The sequence below is a fragment of the Adlercreutzia sp. DFI.6.23 genome, from assembly GCF_024462535.1.
In the GTDB taxonomy this organism is placed as follows: Bacteria; Actinomycetota; Coriobacteriia; order Coriobacteriales; family Eggerthellaceae; genus Adlercreutzia; species Adlercreutzia rubneri.
Genome location: NZ_JANGBP010000005.1, coordinates 134,256 through 155,050, shown reverse-complemented (window position 1 = coordinate 155,050; position 20,795 = coordinate 134,256). Strand labels below are relative to the sequence as shown.

Below are 20,795 nucleotides of genomic sequence, written 5' to 3'. Positions count from 1 at the left end.
CAGCTCGCCGCTAGCAAACTTCCATCTATCATGGCAACGGCGTGCTCCCCTCTGGGAACACGCCGGAGTCCATCAAAAGTGTGACGAGGCTTAAATTTCCTCGACGGTGATGAGATGCTTAACCGTGAAAATCATGCCACGGACGCTCTCGTTGTCCACCTGCTCGGTGGTGCTGCCGATGCCGTGCAGGCCCAGCGCGCGCAGGGTGCGACCCTGGTTCGGCTTGCGGCCGATGGCGCTCTTCACCTGGGTGAGGCGCAGCGTCTTGTTCGTCTCAGCCATTAGTTCTCCTTCCCGCCGAACATCTCGGCCACGGAGATGCCGCGGCGCTCGGCGACCTGGACGGGGCTCTCCATGTTCTTGAGACCCTCGGCGGCAGCCTTCACGATGTTCATGGCGTTGTCCGTGCCCAGCGACTTGGTGATCACGTTCTGAACGCCGGCCAGCTCCATGATGGCGCGAACCGGGCCACCGGCGAGCACACCGGTACCGGGAACAGCGGGCTTGATCAGCACGCGGCCGGCACCGTACTCGCCCATGATCTCGTGGGGCACCGAGCCCTCGACGGTCACAGGGACGGTGAACATGTTCTTCTTCGCGTCCTCGACGCCCTTCTTGATGGCGGTGGGCACCTCGGCGGACTTGCCCATGCCCACGCCCACGCGGCCGTTGCCGTCGCCGACGACGACCAGGGCCGAGAGCTGCATGCGACGGCCGCCCTTGACGGTCTTCGCGACGCGATTGATGAAGACCACGCGCTCCTGAAGCTCAGGAGTCGTGCTCTCCTGCTGACGGTTGTTGTTACGAGCCATAAGCTAAAACCCCTTCTAGAATTTCAATCCTGCTTCACGGGCAGCTTCGGCCAGAGCCTTCACGCGCCCATGATACAGGTGGCCGCCACGGTCGAACACAACTTCCGTCACGCCGTTTTCCTGAGCCAACTTGCCAACGATGGTGCCGAGCTCGGCTGCGCCCTCGACGGTCGCGCCGCTCTTGCCGGTGGCCTTGAAGGCCTCCCCGAGGGTAGAGACGCCGCAGATGGTGGTGTGGGCCACGTCATCGATGACCTGCACGTACATGTTGCTGTTGCTCCGCGTCACGCACAGACGCGGGCGAGCTGCAGTGCCGGAGATCTTGCCGCGCACGCGACGATGGCGACGGGCAAGACGGGCCTGCTTCTCCTGTTGCTTATTCATAGGTTTAATCCCTTCAATCAGCTACCGAATAGGCACTTAGTCTTTGCCGGCCTTGCCAGCCTTGCGGCGGACATGCTCGCCCTCGTAGCGAATGCCCTTGCCCTTGTAGGGCTCCGGCTTGCGCCACTTGCGGATGTTCGCGGCAACCTGGCCGACCTGCTCCTTGCTCGGACCGGACACGACGATCTCGGTCTGAGAGGGCACCTCGAAGGTGATGTCCTCGGGAGCCTCCACCAGCACGGGATGGGAGTAGCCGAGCTGCATCTCGAGATCCTTGCCCTTGAGTGCGGCACGATAGCCAACGCCGACGAGCTGCAGCTTCTTGGAGAAGCCGTTCGACACGCCCTCCACCATGTTGGCGAGAAGGGTGCGGGTCAGGCCGTGGGCGCTCTTGGACTCACGGGTGTCGTCGGGACGGGTGACGATAAGCTCATCGCCGTCGCGGGTGATGGTCATGGACGGCAGGAACGTGCGGGTAAGCTCCCCCTTGGGGCCCTTCACCGTCACCGTCTGGCCGTCGATGGTCACATCGACGCCGGCAGGAACGGGGATGGGCATCTTGCCGATACGAGACATACTAGATACCTTCCTTTCCTACCACAGATAGGCGATGACCTCGCCGCCGATGCCCTGCTTGCGGGCATCGCGGTCGGTCATGACGCCGCGACTGGTCGAGATAATTGCCGTGCCGAGGCCGCCGAGCACGCGGGGCAGATCGTCCTTGCCGGCATAGATGCGCAGACCCGGCTTGGAGATGCGCTTGATGCCGCGGATGGTCTTGGCCTTCTTCGGGCCGTACTTGAGGGTGATCTCAAGGGTGCCGCGGGGCTCGCCGTCGATGACATCGAAGCGCTGGATGTAGCCTTCCTGCTCCATAATGCGCACGATCTCGACGAGCTTCTTGCTCGTCGGCATGGACACGGTGTCCTTGCCGGCAGACTGGGCGTTACGCACACGCGTAAGCATGTCTGCGATGGGGTCGGTCATTGTCATGTTTGTTTTCTCCTTTGATCCGTGATGAACCGGCGTTCGGTTCGTCGGCGCCCATAGCGCCTCCGCCTTTAACGTCGGCACACCCTTAGCGTCCGCGTCTTCTACCAGGAAGCCTTGGTCACGCCGGGCAGCTCGCCTTTGTTAGCCAACTCACGCACGCAAATACGGCACAGGCCGAACTTGCGATAGTAGGCGCGGGGACGTCCGCAACGGGTGCAGCGGTTGTGCTGACGCGTAGAGAACTTCGGCTCGCGCTTGGCTTTGGCGATCATCGATTTCTTAGCCATGCATGTCCTTCTTTCTTTATGTCCTTAAGCCCGCAGCCTTATCGCGGACTTGTGACCGAGGTTGCGCGACGCGGGGCATAAGTGGGCCCCGGTCGGTTTACTTGCTCTTGAACGGGAACCCGAGGGCGGACAGAAGAGCGAACGCGGAATCGTTGTCGCCGGCATTGGTCACGAAGGTGATGTCCATGCCGCGGGTGCGATCGATCTTGTCGTACTCGATCTCCGGGAAGATGAGCTGCTCGGTGATGCCCAGGGTGTAGTTGCCGCGGCCGTCGAAGCTCTTCGGCGAGATGCCGCGGAAGTCGCGGACGCGCGGAAGGGCGGTAGCCAGCAGGCGATCGAGGAACTCCCACATGCGGTCGCCGCGCAGGGTCACCTTGCAGCCGATGGCCTGGCCCTCGCGCACATGGAAGCCGGCGATGGACTTCTTGGCGCGGGTCACGCAGGGCTGCTGGCCGGTGATGATGCGCATGTCGTTCATGGCGGCATCAAGCAGCTTGGAATCGCCGGCGGCAGCGCCGACGCCCATGTTCACGACGATCTTCTCCAGCTTCGGCACGCAGTTGATGTTCTTGATGCCGAGCTGCTCGACGAGCGCGGGGACGATCTCGGTCTGGTACTTCACCTTGAGGCGGGGGGTATCAGCCATCTTTCTTCAAACCTTTCTCCGATGGATTAAACGCCGGATTTCCGACCCGGCGTCCCTGGGACCTTCCCAGGGCCATGGCGCTTGCGCGCGATTGGAAATTGTCCCACAAAACGAGATACTTTCCAAGTAAAAACCGCCCGCTACACAAATTCGGTAGCAGGCGGTCTGTTCAGAGCCTTGAGTGCCTTATCTTAGGCCTCGACGGCGGGGATGTCCTTGCCGCACTTCTTGCAGACGCGGACGAGCTTGCCGTCCTCGCGGCGACGGGCCACGCGGGTGGCCTCGCCGCAGCTGGGGCACACGAGCATCACGTTGGACACGTGGATGGGCGCCTCGACGGTAGAAATGCCGCCCTGGGGGTTGGCCTGGGTCGGGCGCATGGCCTTCTTGACCATGTTCACCTTCTCCACGACAACGCGGGACTTCTCGGGCACCGAGCGCAGCACCTTGCCGGTCTTGCCGCGGTCCTTGCCGGCGATGACCTTGACGGTGTCGCCCTTGCGGATCGTCATCTTGTTCTGAGCCATTCTGACACCTCCCCTACAGCGTTTCCGGTGCCAGAGACACGATCTTCATGTACTTCTTGTCGCGCAGCTCGCGGGCGACGGGCCCGAAGATACGGGTGCCGCGCGGAGAGCCGTCGTTGTTGATGAGCACGGCGGCGTTCTGATCGAAGCGGATGTAGGAGCCGTCGGCGCGACGGACTTCCTTCTTCACGCGCACGATCACGCAACGCACGACCTCGCCCTTCTTGACGTTGCCGTTGGGCATCGCTTCCTTGACGCTGCAGATGATCACGTCACCGAGGCCCGCATAGCGGCGCTTCGAGCCGCCCAGGACCTTGATGCACTGCACCTTGCGAGCGCCGGAGTTGTCGGCCACGGCGAGCATGGATTGCATCTGAATCATGTGATGTTCCTACTTTCCTTATCAATAGTCCTCGTGCCGGAGCACTCAAACTATTTGGCCTTCTCGACGATCTTCAGCAAACGCCAGCGCTTCATCTTGGACAGCGGGCGCGTCTCCATGATCTGAACGGTGTCGCCGACGCCGGCCTCGTTGTTCTCGTCATGGGCATGGAACTTCTTGGTGGAGGTGATCATCTTCTTGTAGATGGGATGGGGCTTGCGCTCCTCGACGGCCACCACGATGGTCTTGTCGTTGGCATCGCTGACGACGACGCCCTGACGTACTTTACGCAGATTGCGCTCTTCAGTCATTTCTTGCACCTTCCTTAAGCTACGCGCTCAGCTCGCGAGCCCGCATCTCAGTCATGATGCGCGCGATGTCCTTCTTAACCTGCTTGACGCGGGCAGTGTTGTCCAGCTGGCTGGTGGCCATCTGGAAGCGAAGGTTGAACAGCTCCGCCTTGGCCTCCTTCAGCTTCACCTGCAGGTCTTCGGCAGAAAGTTCACGAATCTCTGCTGCTTTCATTATTGCTGCCCCTCCGTTTCACGAGTGACGATCTTGCACTTGATGGGCAGCTTGTTGATGGCCAGACGCAGAGCCTCGCGGGCGGTCTCGTCATCGACGCCGGCGATCTCGAACATGATGCGGCCGGGCTTCACGACAGCGACCCAGCCCTCGGGGTTGCCCTTACCGGAACCCATGCGGGTCTCGGCGGGCTTGGAGGTGATGGGCTTGTCGGGGAAGATCGTGATCCAGACCTTGCCGCCACGCTTCATGTGACGGGTCATGGCAATACGAGCTGCCTCGATCTGACGGTTGGTGATCCAGTGGGCCTCGAGGGCCTGGATGCCATACTCGCCGTGGTTCAGACGGGTGCCACCTTTGGCCTTGCCCTTCATGGAACCACGCTGCACCTTGCGGTGCTTTACGCGCTTAGGTACGAGCATTTACTTGTCACCCCTCTCGCGGCGATCATTACGACGGGAACGGTTCGGGCGGGACGAACCCTCGAGCGCGGGCTGGGGAGCCTTCTGGCCCGGCAGCACCTCGCCGTGGTACACCCACACCTGTACGCCGATGGAGCCCATGGTGGTGGCGGCGGTGGCGAAGCCGTAGTCGATCTTCGCGCGGAGGGTGTGCAGCGGCACGCGACCCTCGCGGTACCACTCGCGGCGGCTCATCTCGGCGCCGCCCAGACGACCGGAGCACTGGATGCGGATACCCTTGGCACCGGACTTCATGGCGGACTGCACGGCCTTGCGCATGGCACGGCGGAAGGCCACGCGGCCCTCGAGCTGCTCGGCCACGGACTGGGCGATGAGCTCGGCGTCCAGCTCGGGACGCTTCACCTCGACCACGTCGATGGAGACCGGGCCGTCGGCGACCTTCTCGAGCTTCTTGCGCAGAGCGTCGATCTCGGCGCCCTTCTTGCCGATGACCACGCCGGGGCGGGCCGTGGTGATGGTCACCTTGATCTTGTCGCCGGCGCGCTCGATGTCCACGCGAGACACGGAGGCACGGGCGAGCTGCTTGTCGAGAAACTTGCGGATGGCGATATCGTTCTCGAGCGTCTTGGCGTAATCCTTACCGGCGTACCAGCGGCTGCGCCAATCCTCGGTGATACCGAGGCGGAATCCGGTAGGGCTGACTTTCTGACCCATGGACCTTATGCCTCCTCTCGGGGTGCGACGACAATGGTGATGTGGCACGTGCGCTTGTTGATGCGCGACGCGGAGCCCTTGGCGCGGGGACGAATGCGCTTCAGGGTCGGGCCTTCGTCGACGTAGGCGGCCTTGACCACCAGGTTGTCGCCGCGAAGGTGATTGTTGTGCTCGGCGTTGGCCACGGCGGAGTTCAGCGTCTTTGCGACGGTCTCAGCGGCGGCGCGCTCGCAGAAAGCCAGGATCTCGCGGGCCTGGGGCACGGACTTGCCGCGAACCAGGTCGACCACGATGCGGGCCTTGCGGGGAGCGATGCGGACGTAACGCGATACTGCTTTAGTTTCCATGTAACTTCTCACCTATGCCCTATCGCTTCTTCTTGTCGGCCGCATGACCCTTGAAGGTACGGGTCGGCGAGAACTCGCCCAGCTTGTGACCAACCATGGACTCGGTAACGTAGACCGGCACGTGCTTGCGGCCATCGTACACGGCGATGGTGTGACCCACCATTTCCGGGAAGATGGTGCTCGCGCGGGACCACGTCTTGATGACTTCCTTTTCGCCGGCCGCGTTCATTGCCTCGATGCGGGCAAGAAGGCGCGGTTCTACGAAAGGACCCTTTTTCAAACTTCTGCTCACTATGACTCCTTACGATTCCGCTACTTCTTGCGACGACGGATGATGAGACGGCTCGAGGCCTTCTTCTTGTTGCGGGTGCGATGGCCCTTGGTCGGCACGCCCCAGGGGGTGACCGGGTGACGACCAGCGGACTTGTTCTTGCCCTCGCCGCCGCCGTGCGGATGGTCGACCGGGTTCATAACCGTACCGCGGACAGAGGGGCGAACGCCCATCCAGCGCTTGCGGCCGGCCTTGCCGATCTTGATGTTGGAGTGCTCGGCGTTGCCCACCTCGCCGATGGTGGCGCGGCAGGTGATGAGCACGCGGCGCATCTCGGAAGAGGGCATGCGCAGGATGGCGTAGTTGCCCTCCTTGCCCATGAGCTGAATGGAGGTACCGGCGGAACGGGCGATAGCGGCGCCCTTGCCCGGCTGCAGCTCCACGTTGTGGATCAGCGTACCGACGGGGATGTTCGCCAAAGGCAGAGCATTGCCCGGCTTGATGTCGGCTTCCGGACCGGAGACCACGATGTCGCCCACCTTCAGGCCCTTCGGGTGAATGATGTAGCGCTTCTCGCCATCAACGTAGTGCAGCAGAGCGATACGGGCCGAGCGGTTGGGATCGTACTCGATGGTGGCAACCTTGGCGGGCACGCCGTCCTTGTTGCGCTTGAAGTCGATGATGCGGTAGCGCTGCTTGTTGCCGCCGCCCTGGTGACGGGTGGTGATGCGGCCATAGCAGTTGCGACCGGCCTTCTTCGGCTTCGGGGCCAGAAGAGACTTCTCCGGCTTGGACGTGGTGATCTCCGAGAAATCGGAGACCGTCTGGAAACGTCGGCCGGGGCTCGTCGGCTTGTACTGTTTGATTCCCACAGTAACAACCTTTCTTCTTCGGACTCTCCGCGGCCGGGCTGGTAACGGCAGCCCGGGGCGAATCGCCCCTTACTTCGGATGCCCGCTCGCGCGCCTCTCCGCACACCGGGTATCCCCTACGAAAGTGGCATGGACGATTGCCGTATCGGCGCAGATGGAGGCTCTACGCTGCGACGCCGTCTTGCCACGCGCCCGGGTGTATCCATAGGCACACAGACGCAAAGAAGCATTATAGGTTTGGAAGAAGGGCGCCTCAAGAAGTTTTTTTCGAAGTCGGCAAACGCCACATTTCCCGCACATACGGGGAGAAGAGATTGCTGCTCGCATCAACCGCAAGCGCCTAATCCACGCGCAGCAATGCACACCACACGACTCACGCCCCAGCCTCTCTTATCGGTGCTGCTGCATGGGGGCACGGTAGAACGCAGACAACCTTCGAGCAGCGTGCCACGACTCTTTACCTGGGCTTACTGAGATCTACCCAATAATTGCCTAGCAAAAACTTCCTCAATGATACCTAATTTTTGGGGTGTTCTCTCATTAATCGATGCAGCAGTCTTATCAAAGGTCGTTCGAAGACCTGCTCAATATCCCACCTGAAGGAGGAACTATGGAAATGCAGCGTCGACAATTCATCCAAGGAGCGGCAGCATTGGGGGCTGGCGCGCTTGTGGCAAGCCTTACTGGTTGCGCTACGGGGCCATCTACTAGCATGTCCGACACGGGCACGGATACCGCGACCAGCGGGGGCGCGGAAATTCCTCAAGGCTTTGCTGCCGAAGACTTCGAGGAATCTGCCGTTATCCTCGAGCCTATCACCGATTTCGTCAAAGAGCACACTTACGATATCGTGGTCGTAGGAGCCGGTACCGCAGGCCTACCTGCCGTGCTGACCGCTTTGGAGGAGGGCGCCACTGTTGCCTGTCTCCAGAAGGAGTCTACCGCCATCTCGCAAGGCTGCGCTGGAGCGGGAGCCTGCCTGCAGGAAAGTACCGAACTGGGCATCAAGCGATTCATGTCAACCTATGCCGAGCTATGCGAGTATCGCGTCAACTACGAGCTCTTGAAGACCTATGTCGAGCATTCCGGCGAGACGATTATGTGGATCAGCAGGCAGGCGCAAGAGGCGGGTTACCCTAATGCCAAAAACTCCTCAGAGGTGTTCGAATATGGCGAGGGCGCACAGGTTCTCTATATTAAGAACGACTCGGCCGTAAAACCCGAAAGCAACCTGCAGTTAATTCAGGCGCTTGCAGCCATGGCTGAAGACAGAGGAGCCGACTTCTATTATTCAACCCCCGGCGTACAGCTCATAAAAGACAGTGAAGGCTCCGTGACCGGCGTAGTCGGTCAAACGTCTGACGGGTTCGAACTTTTTAACGCCACTAAAGCAGTCATCTTGGCCACAGGCGATTATCAGAACAACTCGAGCATGGTCGATCGGTTCTCGCCTGACCTTTCCCGCTTCGCGCGAAAGCAAGTCAACAAAACGGGCGACGGCATTTTGATGTCAGCAATGGCAGGCGGACACATTACTCCCGTGCATCACAGCCGCCAGATGCATGATTTCGATTCGGGCCCTATGCCCGATGAGCCCTTCCTGTGCGTCAACGAAAACGGCGACCGCTTTATGGATGAATCAATGCCATCAACGAGCGCCGTCAATATCCTGCGCTTCCAAGACGCTGCAGATCCAGGAAAGTATTCCATGATCTTCGACAGCAACTATCAAACCCAGGTGACTGACTGGGGCGGCCGTCCAGCCGACGAAGCCAAATTGCGTCAATATGTTCCAGGCGAAGGCGGCGGTGAAGGGGTAGTGGAGAGCCTCATTGATACTCACTACGCCGATACCCTTGATGAACTAGCAGATAAATTAGGGATTCCAGCTGCCAACCTCATAGCATCTGTCGAGCGATACAACGAGCTGGCAAAATCCGGCGTTGATGTCGACTTCGGCAAAGATCAGGCCTATTTGAAGCCCATCGATACCCCTCCGTTCTGGGGCCGTCATCGCTGGATTCGCATTACTGCCACCTGTGGTGGCATTGCCGTAAATGGAAACTACCAAGTCATCGACAGCCAGAACGAGCCCATCCCTGGATTGTACGCCACGGGCTTCGGCGCAGGAGATCTCTGCGGAGCCGCCGACTGGAGCATTTATTGGGCGGGCATGTCGGTCGGCTCATGCATGAACTCAGGACGCGTTGCGGCGCTGCATGCCATTACGGGCGCCCTTGAACCTTCCCACCCAGCAGAGTGGGACGAGTTTAAAGAAACATACACGGCGTCCAAGTAGAATACCCTCCCCTTTGCAGAGGGAGCCTCTCAGAGGCTCCCTCTGTTCTGTCTCGAGGCACAACGCAGGATAGAGCCTATAGAGCACATTGAGCATTTCCGCGCTCGCAGTTAACCACTTACGATCCCCCGCGCTCAGCGATCGAACGTCTCGTCTCGTGATATTGCGAGCTTATTCGCCAATACGACAGTTCACGAGGTCAATAAGCTCCTGCTTTGAATGCACGTTCAGCTTCGCGTAAATATTGCGCGTGTGTGAGAGCACGGTTTGCGGAGAGATGACCAAGACCTCGGCAATCTTTTTATAGTTGTTTCCCTTATACAGCAACGCGCATACCTCTCGCTCGCGCTGCGTGAGGAGGTAGGTACAGGACAGTTCGTCTAACGCAGCTTGCGGATCGAGCAAAAGCGACTGTTGTCCTCCTTTGCCCTGCTTCTTTAATTGAGAATAGTACTTTTCATAGGTAAGAACAATTAACGTCAGACCGATAAGAGCAAGCGCAGCCATGAGTAGCATCGACTCGCGTGCAACTTGAAACAGGGATGGAAAAACAGCAGCCACCCAAGGGACAAATACGTAAGTAACGGCCGACGAAAGCGTTTCAGTAGCAATGAAGAGCAGCATGTAGCGACTTGGTTGCCCTTTAGAGGCGGCTAAATCCGCCAAGGATAGGAAAAGCAGCAAGATGAAACAAGTCCTCGCTGCAACGAACAGGCCCGATCCAAGAAAACCAGAAGCAGACACCATCCCGAACAATCCCATGAAATATAAAAGCGATACGACAGCCCAGAGAAGATTAAGCGCCAATTCATCGTTTCTCATGGCGATGAAGATCGCCACCACAACGGCCGCGCACCCAAAGGATGCAAGGGTAACGGATAGCGAGCCGCCCACGGATGGAGTCGAACTCGCACCTTCCGCATAACTCATGCCCCGAACGAGACCGCCAACAAGCAAGTAGGCAATCACGAGAGCCATAAAGCGACCTTTTTCATGCAAGACAGCTTCGTCAGCCGACGGTTTGTCGGAGGCGGAAAGCATATCAGCCGCCTTCCATAGTGCCAAAGAGGATACGAGCGGCCCCGCAAAAGGCAGCACAAAGCAAAACGGCTCGGGAGATAGATCGACCAGAGAAACCAAGGTTGCGAGGGCAAAAGAAATCGCCACGCTGACAATGACGCGCCGAGACAACCTCTCGGAAACGAGCGTCCCCCATCCCCACGCAAGCCCACAAAGCAGAGCGGCGTAGCAAACCGCCTTTCCGAGAGCGACGGCAGGAGGACTCTCAGAACCCAAGATGCCAGCGACCAGCCCCAGTACCGCGGAGATGCCGCCTACAAAAACGAGTATCCAGGCATGCCTAACCACGATTCTGGAAAAAAAGCCTTGCGCAAGAGCATCAGCAAGCGCAACGGCGAGCGCTAGCACCACGGCCGCAAGATAGGGGCCAGGCAGCCCAGCTCCAGTTTCCACAGGAGCGAAAAAAAGAGCAATGTGACCACGCCTGAGCAACAGCCAAAAGAAGCTCATTCCCAATGATATCAAGGCGGGCAGCTGCCATTTGCGCAAATTTGAGCCCATCCGTCAGCACCTCCCTTGATTAAGTATTCTCAGTATAGCGCTCACGTCAAGAGCTGACGCGTTCTCGAAAGAAAAGACGTGCTCGGGCGTAGGCGGCACTTTTCGATAAGCCTACGCAGCAACTCCCGCGCGCGCCCACAACGCTACCCCAACTGCTACCACATTTTCTCGCTGCAATGCAGAGCAGCGGCTATGATGTACCGACAATAACGCGAGAGAGCATGAAGGGAGGTTCGCCATAGCTACGTTGGGCATTGGCCAAGTCGTAAAGCTGGATGACAAAATGGCCGACACTATTGCTTGCGCGACAACGACGTCGCCTTCTTCCCCAAGAACTACGCTATCGACAACGAGATCCTCGGTGAAAGCCGAACCTATTTTACCGTTGACACGGACGAATACGAACAGGGGCGGCTTGCGATTCTCGCGTTCTTCACTCCGACTATCTCGACAACAGGCTGCTCTTTCGAGGCCCGTGTAGTACATGCAGGTGGAAATGGCGGGCGGCGTGGGGTGAAAGTCCTGCACCTGCTCGGGGGCCATGCGAAGCCGGCCAGAAACGTGACGGCCCAGGGCTCGGCCGCCTTGCGTTCGCTGAACCGAAACGCCGTCGCCCCTGCCGTCCTCGTTCGGACTTCTACTTGCTAACTTTCCTAACAAATGCTAACTTTACTAAAAATTGCTAACTTTGCTAACACAGCGCAAGGAGATACCCATGGATGAACCAGCTGAAAACCCCTTCACGCCCATCTTCGGCAAGATTCCCGCCTATATGGCCGGCCGCACCGACTTGGTGGACGAGATGGATTTCGCCCTCAAGGGCAGCGGCAACGATCCAGCTCTTGTCTCTGTTTTCGTGGGTGCTCGAGGCGCCGGCAAGACAGCGCTTCTCTCGCTCTTCGCAAATATGGCCGAAGAGAACGGCTGGGTGTCCGCCAGGGTAACATCCTCTCCTGATATGCTTGAGGAAATCCTCTTACGTATCAACCGGGGCGCTTCTCACCTTATCGATGGCACCCCCAAGCGCAAACTTGCCTCGGTGAGCATTGCTCCTATCGGATCTCTATCTTGGGATAACCGAGAAGATGCCAAAACCAGTTGGCGCACAAGGATGGACGATGTACTCGACCAGCTTGAGGAAGCTGGAGTCGGACTCGTTGTGACTATCGATGAGGTCGATCCCGATCTTGACGAAATGACCACCCTCGTAACGGCCTTCCAGCATTTTCTCGATGAAAACCGCAAAGTCGCCCTTCTGATGGCTGGCCTCCCCTATGGCCTCACCGCACTCTTGGCTGGGAAGACCACATCGTTTTTACGTCGCGCGACCCGGCACGATCTCGCTTCGATCAGCGACTACGAAGTGGCAGAGGCTTTCCGCATTACCATGGAGAAGGGAGGGAAAGCTCTTGACGACGAGGCCTTGACTGTTGCTGTTGAGGCCATCGGTGGCTTTCCCTACATGTTCCAGCTCCTCGGCTATCGAGCCTGGAATCTCGCCTCGGATCGGACCCAGGTCACGGCAGCCGATATTCGCAGCGCTGCGGCCATCGCCCAGCGGGAACTGGAAGAGCGCGTTTACGAGGCGACTTATTACGAGCTAACCGAGGCCGACCGAGCATTCCTAACGGCCATGCTGGAAGACTCTCGGACGACGAAGCAAGCCGCCCTCGCCAAGAGGCTCGGTAAGCAGTCTGGCCACGTGTCCCGGTACAAGAAGCGCCTATTGAAGCAGGGCATTATTAGCGAGAGGGCCAAAGGGCAGCTCGAATTCTGTCTGCCAGGCTTCCGAGAGTTCTTCGCCGCTCGCGAAGCCGAGGTAGATTAACAGAGCGTGCGGAGAGCGCTCGCTTAAGAACCGCTGGCACAGAGCTTTTCGATACGCCAATCGAAAAGCGGCGGGCGCGGCCGTGTGGTCGCGCCCGCCGCTGCAAGCAAGAGGGGGCCTTCCGGCGGGAGGGAGGGTCGGAAGGCCCCGGAGGGGATGGCTTAGGCTTCCTCGACGATGAGGCCGCGCTCGGTGGCGGCGTCGCGCAGCTTCTGCCAGATGGTCAGGTGGTCGATCTCCAGCTGGTTGCACAGCGTCGTGCAGGTGCCGCACATGGTGCAGTCCCACAGGCCGCCCTGGACGGCCTCGACGACGCGGTCGGCCTGGTCGTAGGCGTCGAAGTGGCGGAAGGCCACGGCCAGCATGTGCGAGGGGCCGATGTACTCGGGGTTGGTGGCGCGGGCCGGGCAGCCGGCGGTGCACACCTGGCAGCGGGCGCAGTAGTTGATGCCGAACAGCTCCGCCTCGTGCTCCATGTTGTACTCCTGGAGGTCGGCCTCGGTCAGCGGGGCGACGCGCACACGCTTGTAGGTCTCGGCGATGCGGGCCTGCACCTGGCTCTTGTCCACGATGAGGTCCTTGATAACCGGCACACCCTCCAAGGGCTCGACGGTGTGGTTGCCGTCATCGATGGGCTCGACGCAGGCCAGCACCGGCTTGCCGTCCATCATCATGGCACAGCGGCCGCACATGCGCCCGCGGCAGGAGAAGTCGAAGGCCAGCGGTTCTTCGTTCTCGTGCACGTACACCAACGCCTGCAGAAGAGTCATGTACTCGTCGTCGTGGGGCACCTCGTAGGTCACGTCGTAGGGCGCGTTGTCCTTCGAGGGATCGTAGCGCTTGATAGTGAGCTTCATAGCGTATTCTCCTTCTTACTTAACTAGTAGGGAATCTTCTCGTAGGACAGGGTGCCGTCCTCGGCGCGAGTGTAGGCCAGCGCGCACTTCCAGTTCGCATCGTCGGTCTCGGGGTATTCGGGGCGAATCAGCGCGTCGCGGCTTTCCTCGCGGGCAAGGGAAGCCTCCACGGAAAGGCGCGCGATGTCGAGCAGGTTGACAACCTCGATGGCGTCCTTCCAGTCGGCATTGCTGACGAGGCTGTCATCGGCGCAGGCCATCTTGGGAATGTCCTCGTTCATGATGCGGTCGAGCTCGGCCTTGGCCGTCTCAAGCACCTCGACAGATCGGCTCGGACGCCCCGACTCGGCGCAGGCGTGCTGGATGTTGCGGCGCACCGTGATGGGACGCAGCGAACCCTCGATCTGGCGGGTGCGCAGATCCTCCAAGCGCTCGATCTCAGCGGCAACGCCCTCGTAGGTTACGGCCTCGGACTCCTCGTAGGTCGCCAGGTACTCGAGCGCCTTCTTCATGGCGTAGCGGCCCATACGGCGGTTGGTGATGTTCATCATGCCGCCCTCGCTGCCGGCGTTGGCACGCACGCAGAACAGGCCCTCGGCATCGACGCACATGGCGTTCTCGTCGGTGATGGGCTCTCCGCCATGCTCGTACATCTCGGGCACGACCTCCACGGGCTGCTCGGTGAAGTCGAAGCCGAACTTCTCCTTCAGCAGGGCCGCGTTGCGCTGGTACATCCAGCGCATGGTGGAAAGCGACTCGGGCTTGCAGTCCAGGTACACTCCGCCGTTTTCCGTGCCTTTGCCGGCGTCCACGACGATGCTCACAGCCTGGATAACACCGGCCTGGGTACCCAAAAGCTCCTTTTCGGCGATCTCCGGGTAGTCCTTCAGATAGGTGCCGTCCACATCCATGAGGTCGCCGGAGTGCACGCTGTCGGCACCCACCATGGAGCCCTCGGAGGCGGTGAAGCTGCGGGGGAAGACGCCCATCATGTCGTAGCTGCCGAACTCGGCGTTGGCGATCTTGCCGCCGTGGCGCAGGAGTGCCATCTCAACGTCAGCCGTGTTGTCGCACACGTTGTTCGTCGTGGGCGAGGTGGAGTTCCAACCGTAGAACTGGGTGCAGCCGCCCGCGGCAGTCAGCGTTACCTTGGCGCGGTAGACGCGGTACTCGCCCGTGGGAAGATGCAGGCCCACGGCGCCCAGGCAGCGGCCGTCCTCGATGATGAGGTCGGTGATCATCGTGCGATCGTGCACGGTCACGTAGTCCTTGGCGCGGAAGTGGTCGGACCAGTGACGCGTCATGGAGTGCTCGAAACCGCGAGTCGTCGGGAAGTCGTAGATGTAGTTCGGCGTGCCGTCTTCCTTGCGGTCCGAGAGGATCTCACCCCAGTTAGCGCACACCACATCGGGATTCACCTCAACCTCGTTCTGGACGCCGGTCTTCGCGTAGAGGGCCTCGTTGCGGATCTTCTTTGTGCCAGGCACCTCCTCCTCCGTCTCGTAGTACGCACCGGGCACCCAAGTGTTCATGATGTCGAAATTCATGCCGAAGGCACCGCCGAAGCCGTAGGGAGCTTTGTCGACCACGAGCACGTTCTGACCCACCTTGCACGCCTCGTTCATGGCGAAGCTGGCTCCGTAGCCACCGCCGATCATAAGGATGTCGGTGTCGTAGACCGCGTAGGGCACCCGGGCCGCGACCGTCTCATTGTCGCCGCCGGTGTTGGCCATCTCCTGCTGGGGCGCGCAGCCGGCCATGCCGGCGAACGCGACCACGCCGGCGGTGAGCCCGCCGAGCTTGAAGAACGAGCGACGATCCATGCCGCCGCTCACCTTCTCCTCTTCGTAGTTCCCCATCCCTCTCTCCTTTCGTGTGGGGTCTTAACGGGGAAAAGATTAGGGGCTGCGACCGGCGGCAGCAAAAGTTGGTTTGCCGGAGTAATTGTTGACAAGGCGAAGAGGCACCTTGCGGGGACTCCCTCCCCCTTGTCGCGGCGCCCTTAAGAGCACCGCGACATTGGAAGTGGACGAAAGAGCTCGGGGCAACCCCAGCAACTTGTGGCTTCCCACAACAGTTGCAATTTCGGAACAACTCGACACGTCCGTCCCATCCGCGATACCATGATCCCGTCCAAGAACAAGGAGGGGCAATGGAACATGGGGGCACGGCCATGGCGGACGCCTTCGCCGCGGAGGTTGTCTTCGACCGATGGCTAGGACGCGTTGTGCACCGCCTTCGCGCGAGCCGCGTCGCCACGCTCAACCAATTTTGGGTCTTGCTGCTCGTCGACATTCATCACGATGTATCCATTCGTTCGGTGGCAGACCGGCTGGAGATCAGCTACACCACCCTCGCCGAATGCATCGACGAGCTGTGCCGAGCCGGAGCCTTGAGCAAGACAACCGACGAGGACGACCGGCGCGCCACGAGGCTTTCCGTCACCCCCCAAGGCCGGCGGCTCACAGAGAGCATTGATCGGGAGCTGATCGCCGTGGCCAAACAGGCCCTTTCCCTTCTTTCCGGCACCTCAAGGACGCAGGCCATGCACCTCCTCTATGACGCCTGCCTCCGCCTCAACAAAAAGCGGCTGGCGGGCAACCTCGTGCGGGGCGACAGCGCCTTCTTCATCGTGTGCCAGCAGGTCTCACTGGAATTCTCCCGCATCTGCAGGCAGAGTCTCGTAACGCCCCAGCAGGGGCATCTCCTTCTAGCCCTTGGCCGCACGGGCCCGATGACGGGAAGGGAGATTCGCGACGCCCTCGACTACGACGCGCCGATGCTATCGAAAATCGCGGCGAAGCTGTCCGACGCCGGGCTTATCACGAAAGAGATCGGCAACAACAGGCGAGAAAGGCTCTACGCCTTGACGTCCCTCGGCCTGCAGTGCGCCTCGCTCATCGCCGAGGGCACCGAGGAGATGCTGCGGCAGCTGTTCGGCGACGACTACGGCACCGAGACCTACCGCCAGACCATCGCCGCCCTGGGCCGCAGCCTCCGCGACGACCTTCCCGCGCGCCAGCAGTAGGCGTCCAGGCACGGTAAGCCCTCCGCAGACGACGGGTCGCCGCGCAAGACGAATCCGAACGCACTCCCTCAAACATCCTGGATCAAGAACTCGCCATTGTCCCCCAACGCAAAAAAACGGCGGGCACGACTGGGTGGTCGCGGCCGCCGTTGCAGGCAAGAGGGGGCCTTCCGGTGGGAGGGAGGGTCGGAAGGCCCCGGAGGGATGGCTTAGGCTTCCTGCTTGATGAGGCCGCGCTCGGTGGCGGCGTCGCGCAGCTTCTGCCAGATGGTCAGGTGGTCGATCTCCAGCTGGTTGCACAGCGAGGTGCAGGTGCCGCACATGGTGCAGTCCCACAGGCCGCCCTGGACGGCCTCGACGATGCGGTCGGCCTGGTCGTAGGCGTCGAAGTGGCGGAAGGCCACGGCTAGCATGTGGGAGGGGCCGATGTACTCGGGGTCCATGGCGCGGGCCGGGCAGCCGGCCGTGCACACCTGGCAGCGGGCGCAGTAGTTGATGCCGAACAGCTCCGCCTCGTGCTCCATGTTGTACTCGTTGAGGTCCTCGGCCTTAAGCGGGGCGACACGCACGCGCTTGTAGGTCTCGGCGATGCGGGCCTGCACCTGGCTCTTGTCCACGATGAGGTCCTTCACCACCGGCACGCCCTCCAGAGGCTCGACGGTGTGGGAGCCGTCGGAGAGGGGCTCGACGCAGGCCAGCACCGGCTTGCCGTCGAGCATCATGGCGCAGCGGCCGCACATGCGTCCGCGGCAGGAGAAGTCGAAGGCCAGCGGCTCCTCGTTCTCGTGGATGTACACGAGGGCCTGCAGCAGGGTCATGTACTCGTCGTCGTGGGGCACCTCGTAGGTGGTCTCGTAGGGCGCGTTGTCCTTCGAGGGATCGTAGCGCTTGACAGTGATCTTCATAGCGTAGGCTCCTTCTTATGAACTAGTAGGCGATCTTCTCGTAGGACAGGGTGCCGTCCTCGGCGCGGGTGTAGGCCAGAGCGCACGCCCAGTTCTCATCGTCGGTCTCCGGGTACTCCGGGCGGATGAGGGAGGCACGGCTCTCCTGGCGCTCCAGGGAGGCGTACACGAACAGGCGGGCCAGATCGAGCAAGTTGAGGGTCTCGATGGCGTCCTTCCAGTCGGCGTTGTACACCAGGCTGTCGTCGGCGCAGGCCATGCGGGGCACGTCCTCGGTCATGATGCGATCGAGCTCGGCCTTGGCCTCCTCGAGCACCTCCGTGGGACGGGAGGGGCGAGCGGCCTGGGCGCAGGCGTACTGGATGCTGCGGCGCACGGTGATGGGGCGGATGGGGTCGTCGGTCTGACGGGTGCGCAGATCCTCCAAACGCTCGATCTCGGCGGCCACGGACTCATAGGTCACGGCCGCGGGCTCCTCGTAGGAGTCGATGTACTCCAGCGCCTTCTTCATGGCGTAGCGGCCCATACGGCGGTTGGCGGTGTTGTTGTTGCCGCCCTCGGCGCCGGTGTTGGAACGGACGCCGAACAGGCCTTCGACATCGATGCACATGGCGTTCTCGTCGACCAGCATCTCGCCGCTGTGCTCGTACATCTCGGGCACGACCTCCACGGGCTGCTCGGTGAAGTCGAAGCCGAACTTCTCCTTCAGCAGCGCCGCGTTGCGCTGGTACATCCAGCGCATGGTGGACAGGGACTCGGGCTTGCAATCGAGGTAGATGCCGCCGTTCTCGGAACCCTGACCGCGATCGACGACAATGCAGGCCGCCTGGATAACGCCCTCCTGGGAACCGAGCAGCTCGGCCAGCTCCGGGTCGTCCTTCAGGTAGTTGCCGTCCTTGTCCATGAGGTCGCCAGAATGCACGCTGTCGGCGCCCACCATGGAGCCCTCGGAGGCAACGAAGCTGCGGGGGAAGGCGCCCATCATGTCGTAGGTGCAGAACTCGGCGTTGGCCACCTTGCCGCCGTGGCGCAGAAGCGACATCTCCACGTCGCCGGTGTTGTCGCACACGTTGTTCGACGTGCAGGACGTGGAGTTCCAGCCATAGAACTGGGTGGAGCCGCCCGTGGCCGCCAGCGTGGCCTTGGCGCGGAACACGCGGTACTCGCCGGTGGGAACATGCACGCCCATGGCGCCCAGGCAGCGGCCGTCCTCGATGATGAGGTCGGTGATGATAGTGCGGTCATGAATCATCACGTAGTCAAGGGCGCGGAAGTGATCCGACCACTGGCGCGCCATGGAGTGCTCGATGCCGCGGATGTTCGGAAAGTCGTACAGGTAGAACGGCGTCCCGTCCTCGTTGCGGGCCGACCAGACCTCGCCGAAATTGGCGATGCAGACATCGGGGGTGTCCCCCAGCTCGCTTTCCATGAAGGCGGCGCGGTACAGGGATTCATCGCGCAAGAAGCCGCTGTTCGGGATGTCGTCCTCGCTCTTATAGGTCGGCGAGTTCGGATCCCAGGTGTGCATGATGTCGAAGCTCATGCCGAAGGCTCCGCTGTAGCCGTAGGGGCCCTTGTCAACCATGATCACGTTCTTGCCGGCCTTGCGCGCCGCATCCACCGCGTAGCTCGCACCGAAGCCGGCGCCGATGATCAGGATGTCGGTCTCGAACACGGAGTACGGCACCCGGGCCGCGACCGTCTCGTTGTCGCCACCGGTGTCGGCCATCTCCTGCTGGGGCGCGCAGCCGGCCATGCCGGCGAACGCGGCCATGCCGGCGGTCAGCCCGCCGAGCTTGAAGAACGAGCGACGGTCCATGCCGCCCCGCACCTTCTCCTCTTCGTAGTTCCCCATCCCTCTCTCCTTTCGTGTGGGGTTACAACGGCGAAAATCATAGAATCGGCGGCCACGGGAAACAAAACTTGCGTCATTGGAGCAATTGTTGACACGGCACCTGGGTGCAGAGCGGGGACGCCGGCGAAGGCGACGGGAGATTGGTCGCGCTCTTTCACCTGATCAGGGCCGCGCATTCGCCGTCATGCGGCGAAATTCCGCGTTTTTTCCTCAGCGATTTTCGATTCAGGGCAAAAGCTTGCGCAATTGGACTAATCCGCCGCTTTGCCAGGAAAGTTTTATTATGGGTACGCATGCAAGGCAAGGAGGGGCCATGTCATCAACGGAACGAGGGGGCGCCATCGAAGCGGAAATGGTGCTCGATCGGTGGCGGAGCACTGCCATCGGCGCGCTGCGCCGCGAGGGCAGCACGACGATCAACCAGTACTGGATTCTCCTCATGCTCGACCGGCCCGATCCCGTCCCGCTCTCCGCCGTCGTTGAGACGCTTGAGCTCAACTACACGACCGTGGCCGAGGGCGTGGCACGCATGGCGGCCGACGGCACCGTGGCGAAGGCCGAGTCGGAGGACGATCGGCGCGCCACCATGGTCGCCCTCACCCCCGAGGGGCGCGCGCTGCTCGGGCGGCTCGACCACGCGCTCGTCCAAGTGGCGAAGCGGGCCCTCGCCCCTCTTTCAGGACAGCTGCGCATCCAGGCCATGGCGCTGCTCTACAGCGCTTGCGTACGATTGAACAAGAACCGCACCGTGGGCCACCTCGCCCGCGGCGACAGCGCCTTCCTCATCATCTGCCAGCAAGTGGCCTCGAACTTCGCCACCATCTGCAAGCAGAACCTCGTCACCGCCCAGCAGGGCCACCTGCTGCTGGCGGCGGCCAGCAGCGACGAGCCGATTTCGGCCAAGGAGGCCCGCCGCCTTCTCGCCTTCGACGCCCCCACCCTCTCGCGCACCCTGGCCCGTTCGGAGTCCGCCGGCCTCGTCACCCGCGCGACCGGCGCGACGAAGCGCGAGAGGCAGATCACGGTGACGTCCCTCGGCCTGCAGTGCGCCTCGCTCATCGCCGAGGGCACCGAGGAGATGCTGCGGCAGCTGTTCGGCGACGACTACGGCACCGAGACCTACCGCCAGACCATCGCCGCCCTGCGCCGCAGCCTTCACGACGACCTTGCCGCGCGCCAGCGGTAAAGCACCGACCGGTCTCCGACCCTTAGGGGATCGCACTTGCTAACTTTGCTAACAAAAGCTAACTATGCTAA

Annotated in this window: 26 protein-coding genes; 4 read left to right on the top strand and 22 right to left on the bottom strand. The window is 61.4% G+C overall.

Going from position 1 to position 20,795, the window contains the following annotated elements; genetic code table 11:
* Positions 1-90: 90 nt before the first annotated feature.
* The 16 genes from rpmD to rplB form a co-directional block, all read right to left on the bottom strand.
* Positions 91-282, bottom strand: coding sequence for a 50S ribosomal protein L30 (gene rpmD / locus NE591_RS06605; protein WP_114548596.1), 192 nt, complete (start codon positions 280-282; stop codon positions 91-93).
* Positions 282-812, bottom strand: coding sequence for a 30S ribosomal protein S5 (rpsE, locus tag NE591_RS06600; RefSeq protein WP_256156501.1), 531 nt, complete (start codon positions 810-812; stop codon positions 282-284). Before rpsE ends, rpmD begins: the two co-directional genes overlap by 1 nt.
* A 15-nt stretch (positions 813-827) precedes the next feature.
* The gene (rplR, locus tag NE591_RS06595; RefSeq protein WP_016309207.1) at positions 828-1,196 is read right to left on the bottom strand and encodes a 50S ribosomal protein L18; all 369 of its coding nucleotides are present in this window, start codon (positions 1,194-1,196) and stop codon (positions 828-830) included.
* A gap of 36 nt (positions 1,197-1,232) precedes the next feature.
* Complete coding sequence (rplF, locus tag NE591_RS06590; RefSeq protein WP_256156500.1) at positions 1,233-1,772, bottom strand: 50S ribosomal protein L6; 540 nt, start codon at positions 1,770-1,772, stop codon at positions 1,233-1,235.
* Between the two features lie 18 nt (positions 1,773-1,790).
* Positions 1,791-2,189, bottom strand: a complete 399-nt coding sequence (gene rpsH, locus NE591_RS06585) for a 30S ribosomal protein S8 (protein WP_022740326.1) — start codon at positions 2,187-2,189, stop codon at positions 1,791-1,793.
* A gap of 101 nt (positions 2,190-2,290) precedes the next feature.
* On the bottom strand, positions 2,291-2,476 hold the full coding sequence (locus tag NE591_RS06580) for a type Z 30S ribosomal protein S14 (RefSeq protein WP_013980746.1): 186 nt from the start codon (positions 2,474-2,476) through the stop codon (positions 2,291-2,293).
* A gap of 97 nt (positions 2,477-2,573) precedes the next feature.
* The gene (gene rplE / locus NE591_RS06575) at positions 2,574-3,125 is read right to left on the bottom strand and encodes a 50S ribosomal protein L5 (RefSeq protein WP_041714614.1); all 552 of its coding nucleotides are present in this window, start codon (positions 3,123-3,125) and stop codon (positions 2,574-2,576) included.
* A 191-nt stretch (positions 3,126-3,316) separates the two neighbouring features.
* Positions 3,317-3,637, bottom strand: coding sequence for a 50S ribosomal protein L24 (gene rplX / locus NE591_RS06570; RefSeq protein WP_084280901.1), 321 nt, complete (start codon positions 3,635-3,637; stop codon positions 3,317-3,319).
* Positions 3,638-3,665: 28 nt separating this feature from the next.
* Complete coding sequence (rplN, locus tag NE591_RS06565) at positions 3,666-4,034, bottom strand: 50S ribosomal protein L14 (RefSeq protein WP_022740329.1); 369 nt, start codon at positions 4,032-4,034, stop codon at positions 3,666-3,668.
* Positions 4,035-4,084: 50 nt separating this feature from the next.
* Complete coding sequence (gene rpsQ, locus NE591_RS06560; protein ID WP_016309213.1) at positions 4,085-4,345, bottom strand: 30S ribosomal protein S17; 261 nt, start codon at positions 4,343-4,345, stop codon at positions 4,085-4,087.
* A gap of 19 nt (positions 4,346-4,364) precedes the next feature.
* The gene (rpmC, locus tag NE591_RS06555) at positions 4,365-4,559 is read right to left on the bottom strand and encodes a 50S ribosomal protein L29 (RefSeq protein WP_016309214.1); all 195 of its coding nucleotides are present in this window, start codon (positions 4,557-4,559) and stop codon (positions 4,365-4,367) included.
* The gene (gene rplP, locus NE591_RS06550) at positions 4,559-4,981 is read right to left on the bottom strand and encodes a 50S ribosomal protein L16 (protein WP_016309215.1); all 423 of its coding nucleotides are present in this window, start codon (positions 4,979-4,981) and stop codon (positions 4,559-4,561) included. Before rplP ends, rpmC begins: the two co-directional genes overlap by 1 nt.
* Positions 4,982-5,695 (bottom strand): 30S ribosomal protein S3, encoded by a 714-nt coding sequence (gene rpsC, locus NE591_RS06545; RefSeq protein ID WP_022740330.1) that lies wholly within the window; start codon positions 5,693-5,695, stop codon positions 4,982-4,984.
* Between the two features lie 5 nt (positions 5,696-5,700).
* Positions 5,701-6,042, bottom strand: a complete 342-nt coding sequence (gene rplV / locus NE591_RS06540) for a 50S ribosomal protein L22 (protein ID WP_022740331.1) — start codon at positions 6,040-6,042, stop codon at positions 5,701-5,703.
* Positions 6,043-6,061: 19 nt separating this feature from the next.
* Positions 6,062-6,334, bottom strand: coding sequence for a 30S ribosomal protein S19 (gene rpsS, locus NE591_RS06535; RefSeq protein ID WP_022740332.1), 273 nt, complete (start codon positions 6,332-6,334; stop codon positions 6,062-6,064).
* Positions 6,335-6,354: 20 nt separating this feature from the next.
* Positions 6,355-7,185, bottom strand: a complete 831-nt coding sequence (gene rplB / locus NE591_RS06530) for a 50S ribosomal protein L2 (RefSeq protein ID WP_022740333.1) — start codon at positions 7,183-7,185, stop codon at positions 6,355-6,357.
* A 610-nt stretch (positions 7,186-7,795) separates the two neighbouring features.
* Between rplB and NE591_RS06525 the strand changes: the two genes are divergently transcribed.
* Entirely contained in the window at positions 7,796-9,484 is a 1,689-nt protein-coding gene (locus NE591_RS06525) for an FAD-dependent oxidoreductase (RefSeq protein WP_173112363.1), read from the top strand.
* A gap of 171 nt (positions 9,485-9,655) precedes the next feature.
* On the opposite strand, the gene NE591_RS06520 is transcribed toward NE591_RS06525, so the two are convergent.
* Entirely contained in the window at positions 9,656-11,065 is a 1,410-nt protein-coding gene (locus NE591_RS06520) for a LuxR family transcriptional regulator (protein ID WP_256156492.1), read from the bottom strand.
* A gap of 111 nt (positions 11,066-11,176) precedes the next feature.
* Positions 11,177-11,608 carry a DUF3362 domain-containing protein gene (locus NE591_RS16245; protein ID WP_173112355.1) on the bottom strand — a complete coding sequence of 144 codons (432 nt, stop codon included), beginning with the start codon at positions 11,606-11,608 and terminating at the stop codon, positions 11,177-11,179.
* Positions 11,609-11,780: 172 nt separating this feature from the next.
* Between NE591_RS16245 and NE591_RS06510 the strand changes: the two genes are divergently transcribed.
* Complete coding sequence (locus NE591_RS06510; RefSeq protein ID WP_173112352.1) at positions 11,781-12,893, top strand: ATP-binding protein; 1,113 nt, start codon at positions 11,781-11,783, stop codon at positions 12,891-12,893.
* Positions 12,894-13,054: 161 nt separating this feature from the next.
* On the opposite strand, the gene NE591_RS06505 is transcribed toward NE591_RS06510, so the two are convergent.
* Both NE591_RS06505 and NE591_RS06500 read right to left on the bottom strand, forming a co-directional pair.
* Entirely contained in the window at positions 13,055-13,750 is a 696-nt protein-coding gene (locus NE591_RS06505; RefSeq protein WP_173112349.1) for a succinate dehydrogenase/fumarate reductase iron-sulfur subunit, read from the bottom strand.
* A gap of 23 nt (positions 13,751-13,773) precedes the next feature.
* Positions 13,774-15,609 (bottom strand): FAD-binding protein, encoded by a 1,836-nt coding sequence (locus NE591_RS06500; protein WP_173112346.1) that lies wholly within the window; start codon positions 15,607-15,609, stop codon positions 13,774-13,776.
* A gap of 293 nt (positions 15,610-15,902) precedes the next feature.
* On the opposite strand from NE591_RS06500, the gene NE591_RS06495 reads away from it, so the two are divergent.
* On the top strand, positions 15,903-16,778 hold the full coding sequence (locus NE591_RS06495; protein ID WP_173112343.1) for a MarR family winged helix-turn-helix transcriptional regulator: 876 nt from the start codon (positions 15,903-15,905) through the stop codon (positions 16,776-16,778).
* Positions 16,779-16,987: 209 nt separating this feature from the next.
* On the opposite strand, the gene NE591_RS06490 is transcribed toward NE591_RS06495, so the two are convergent.
* A complete protein-coding gene (locus NE591_RS06490; RefSeq protein ID WP_173112340.1) occupies positions 16,988-17,683 on the bottom strand; it encodes a succinate dehydrogenase/fumarate reductase iron-sulfur subunit in 696 nt (231 codons plus the stop codon).
* Between the two features lie 22 nt (positions 17,684-17,705).
* Positions 17,706-19,538 carry an FAD-binding protein gene (locus tag NE591_RS06485; RefSeq protein ID WP_173112337.1) on the bottom strand — a complete coding sequence of 611 codons (1,833 nt, stop codon included), beginning with the start codon at positions 19,536-19,538 and terminating at the stop codon, positions 17,706-17,708.
* A 313-nt stretch (positions 19,539-19,851) separates the two neighbouring features.
* Between NE591_RS06485 and NE591_RS06480 the strand changes: the two genes are divergently transcribed.
* Positions 19,852-20,724: a winged helix DNA-binding protein gene (locus tag NE591_RS06480; RefSeq protein ID WP_173112334.1), complete on the top strand. Its 873-nt coding sequence runs from the start codon at positions 19,852-19,854 to the stop codon at positions 20,722-20,724.
* Positions 20,725-20,795 lie beyond the last annotated feature (71 nt).

What these genes read in the sequence shown, in the direction of transcription:
- NE591_RS06505 (WP_173112349.1), bottom strand. Translation starts at nt 13,750, where the DNA reads ATGAAGCTCACTATCAAGCGCTACGATCCCTCGAAGGACAACGCGCCC.
- rplX (WP_084280901.1), bottom strand. Translation starts at nt 3,637, where the DNA reads ATGACGATCCGCAAGGGCGACACCGTCAAGGTCATCGCCGGCAAGGAC.
- rplR (WP_016309207.1), bottom strand. Translation starts at nt 1,196, where the DNA reads ATGAATAAGCAACAGGAGAAGCAGGCCCGTCTTGCCCGTCGCCATCGT.
- rplV (WP_022740331.1), bottom strand. Translation starts at nt 6,042, where the DNA reads ATGGAAACTAAAGCAGTATCGCGTTACGTCCGCATCGCTCCCCGCAAG.
- rplN (WP_022740329.1), bottom strand. Translation starts at nt 4,034, where the DNA reads ATGATTCAGATGCAATCCATGCTCGCCGTGGCCGACAACTCCGGCGCT.
- NE591_RS06525 (WP_173112363.1), top strand. Translation starts at nt 7,796, where the DNA reads ATGGAAATGCAGCGTCGACAATTCATCCAAGGAGCGGCAGCATTGGGG.
- NE591_RS06520 (WP_256156492.1), bottom strand. Translation starts at nt 11,065, where the DNA reads ATGGGCTCAAATTTGCGCAAATGGCAGCTGCCCGCCTTGATATCATTG.
- NE591_RS06580 (WP_013980746.1), bottom strand. Translation starts at nt 2,476, where the DNA reads ATGGCTAAGAAATCGATGATCGCCAAAGCCAAGCGCGAGCCGAAGTTC.
- NE591_RS06485 (WP_173112337.1), bottom strand. Translation starts at nt 19,538, where the DNA reads ATGGGGAACTACGAAGAGGAGAAGGTGCGGGGCGGCATGGACCGTCGC.
- rpmD (WP_114548596.1), bottom strand. Translation starts at nt 282, where the DNA reads ATGGCTGAGACGAACAAGACGCTGCGCCTCACCCAGGTGAAGAGCGCC.
- NE591_RS16245 (WP_173112355.1), bottom strand. Translation starts at nt 11,608, where the DNA reads ATGGCCCCCGAGCAGGTGCAGGACTTTCACCCCACGCCGCCCGCCATT.
- rpsE (WP_256156501.1), bottom strand. Translation starts at nt 812, where the DNA reads ATGGCTCGTAACAACAACCGTCAGCAGGAGAGCACGACTCCTGAGCTT.
- rpsC (WP_022740330.1), bottom strand. Translation starts at nt 5,695, where the DNA reads ATGGGTCAGAAAGTCAGCCCTACCGGATTCCGCCTCGGTATCACCGAG.
- rpsH (WP_022740326.1), bottom strand. Translation starts at nt 2,189, where the DNA reads ATGACAATGACCGACCCCATCGCAGACATGCTTACGCGTGTGCGTAAC.
- rplF (WP_256156500.1), bottom strand. Translation starts at nt 1,772, where the DNA reads ATGTCTCGTATCGGCAAGATGCCCATCCCCGTTCCTGCCGGCGTCGAT.
- rplP (WP_016309215.1), bottom strand. Translation starts at nt 4,981, where the DNA reads ATGCTCGTACCTAAGCGCGTAAAGCACCGCAAGGTGCAGCGTGGTTCC.
- rpsQ (WP_016309213.1), bottom strand. Translation starts at nt 4,345, where the DNA reads ATGACTGAAGAGCGCAATCTGCGTAAAGTACGTCAGGGCGTCGTCGTC.
- NE591_RS06510 (WP_173112352.1), top strand. Translation starts at nt 11,781, where the DNA reads ATGGATGAACCAGCTGAAAACCCCTTCACGCCCATCTTCGGCAAGATT.
- rpmC (WP_016309214.1), bottom strand. Translation starts at nt 4,559, where the DNA reads ATGAAAGCAGCAGAGATTCGTGAACTTTCTGCCGAAGACCTGCAGGTG.
- NE591_RS06490 (WP_173112340.1), bottom strand. Translation starts at nt 17,683, where the DNA reads ATGAAGATCACTGTCAAGCGCTACGATCCCTCGAAGGACAACGCGCCC.
- NE591_RS06480 (WP_173112334.1), top strand. Translation starts at nt 19,852, where the DNA reads ATGTCATCAACGGAACGAGGGGGCGCCATCGAAGCGGAAATGGTGCTC.
- NE591_RS06495 (WP_173112343.1), top strand. Translation starts at nt 15,903, where the DNA reads ATGGAACATGGGGGCACGGCCATGGCGGACGCCTTCGCCGCGGAGGTT.
- rplE (WP_041714614.1), bottom strand. Translation starts at nt 3,125, where the DNA reads ATGGCTGATACCCCCCGCCTCAAGGTGAAGTACCAGACCGAGATCGTC.
- NE591_RS06500 (WP_173112346.1), bottom strand. Translation starts at nt 15,609, where the DNA reads ATGGGGAACTACGAAGAGGAGAAGGTGAGCGGCGGCATGGATCGTCGC.